Source organism: Thermomonas sp. (genome assembly GCF_025993755.1).
Taxonomy (GTDB): domain Bacteria; phylum Pseudomonadota; class Gammaproteobacteria; order Xanthomonadales; family Xanthomonadaceae; genus Thermomonas.
In genome coordinates, this window is the sequence record NZ_JAMQHN010000191.1 from 1 (window position 1) to 1,644 (window position 1,644).

A 1,644-nucleotide genomic window follows, 5' to 3' on the forward strand; every position below is an offset into this window, starting at 1 on the left:
ACTGACCTTGTCCGACGTACCGGACGTGCGCGCCACCTGTGCCAGTCGATGCAGCTGCAGTAGCGCGTCACGAATCGCTGATAGCCCGCCTTCGCCGGGGTTGCCCACCTCGGTACGCAGCTGGTCAAGTGCGTCCACAGCGCCCAGGATCGCCGCTGTATCGAGGCCCTCTTCAAGGGTTTGCCACTCCGCTTCCGTGATCGAACTCATCGGCTGATCCTCAATCCATCACTGGAGGCCACTGGCGCGCTGTATGAACCAGCGCCAGAACCCATACGGTGTTCTCATCGATCACGATCTCGTACACGAGACGGTAGTTCTCATGCGGAATCAACTCGCGGGTGCCGAGGATCTTGCCGACATGCCCGAGCATCGGGAACTCTGCCAGTTTCGCGGCGGCCTCGCTGAAAAGCAGGTCCATCCGAGCAGCGGCCGACGGGTTGTCAGCCGCGATATGGTCCCAGATGTCGTCACGGTCTTGCTCGGCTTCCGGCGTCCAGAGCACCCTCACGCCTGGTCTGCCGCTTTCGTCCGCCGTGCGGCGAACTTGGCTTCAATCTCGTCATTGGATCGACCGCGGCCCGCACGCATTGAGGTCCGAGCCACTTCGACCTTGTGTTGCAGGAACTCGTCGTACTCGCGCACTTGGCGTTGGCGCTGGACGAACTCGCGCATCAGTTCCCGCACTACCTGCGAGGCTGGGCGATGCGCCGCTTCGGCTTCGGCCAGGAACTGCTCCCGCAGCTCGGGTTCCAGCTTCATCGTGAACACAGCTTGTTTTGACATGGGCAACCTCGCTGGCCGTTCGGTGATGACGTAGTATATACGTTATCACTACTCTCGCCCTAGTGCTGGCCAAGATAGATAGCCAAATCACCACCGGCCAACGGACATTGCCTGTAACCTTCTTGGCTATCGGGTCTATGATGGGCTCGTTTGCGTATACCCCAGTTGGCCATCCCGATGAAGGTCGCCCGCATCTATCTGCGCGTCAGCACCGACGAACAGGATCTCAGCCGCCAGGCCGAGATCGAGCACAGCACGCGGGCGGCCGGTTACTACGTCGCCGGCGTGTACCGCGAGAAGGCGTCCGGCGCTCGTGCGGATCGGCCGGAACTGCTGCGGATGATCGCCGACCTGCGTCCCGACGAAGTCGTCGTCGCCGAAAAGATCGATCGCATCAGTCGCTTGCCATTGGCCGAAGCCGAGCAACTGGTCGCCTCGATCCGCGCCCAGGGTGCGCGATTGGCCGTGCCCGGGTTGGTGGATCTGTCCGACCTCGCTGCCGGCGCCGACGGCGTAGCCAAGATCGTGCTGGAGTCGGTGCAAGAACTGCTATTGAAGCTGGCGCTGCAGATGGCACGCGACGATTACGAGACGCGCCGCGAGCGGCAACGTCAAGGCGTGCAGTTGGCCAAGGTCGCCGGCAAGTACACCGGGCGCAAGGCCGATCTCACCACGCACCAGCGCATTGTGGCGTTGCGCGGCGCTGGTCACACCATCGAGCGCACTGCCGAGTTGGCCGGCTGCAGCATCAGCCAAGTCAAGCGGATCTGGGCCCTCCATCGCGCCAAGACTTGATCGGAAGGAATGCCCGATGCCCGTCAGCTTTCTCTCCAGCGAACAACGCGAGAATTACGCCCG

At 62.6% G+C, this 1,644-nt stretch carries 3 protein-coding genes and 1 pseudogene; 1 reads left to right on the forward strand and 3 read right to left on the reverse strand.

Features of this window, described 5'->3' with window-relative positions:
- The 3 genes and pseudogenes from Q0X16_RS13070 to Q0X16_RS13080 all read right to left on the reverse strand — a co-directional run.
- Positions 1-210 (reverse strand): annotated as a pseudogene (locus Q0X16_RS13070) (transposase); the annotation flags it as partial.
- Between the two features lie 10 nt (positions 211-220).
- Positions 221-511, reverse strand: a complete 291-nt coding sequence (locus tag Q0X16_RS13075; RefSeq protein WP_297835256.1) for a type II toxin-antitoxin system RelE/ParE family toxin — start codon at positions 509-511, stop codon at positions 221-223.
- Positions 508-762, reverse strand: coding sequence for an antitoxin of toxin-antitoxin stability system (locus Q0X16_RS13080; RefSeq protein WP_297835259.1), 255 nt, complete (start codon positions 760-762; stop codon positions 508-510). The genes Q0X16_RS13075 and Q0X16_RS13080 overlap by 4 nt, the downstream gene beginning before the upstream one ends.
- Before the next feature lie 189 nt (positions 763-951).
- On the opposite strand from Q0X16_RS13080, the gene Q0X16_RS13085 reads away from it, so the two are divergent.
- Positions 952-1,581, forward strand: a complete 630-nt coding sequence (locus tag Q0X16_RS13085; RefSeq protein WP_297835262.1) for a recombinase family protein — start codon at positions 952-954, stop codon at positions 1,579-1,581.
- Positions 1,582-1,644: the final 63 nt, after the last annotated feature.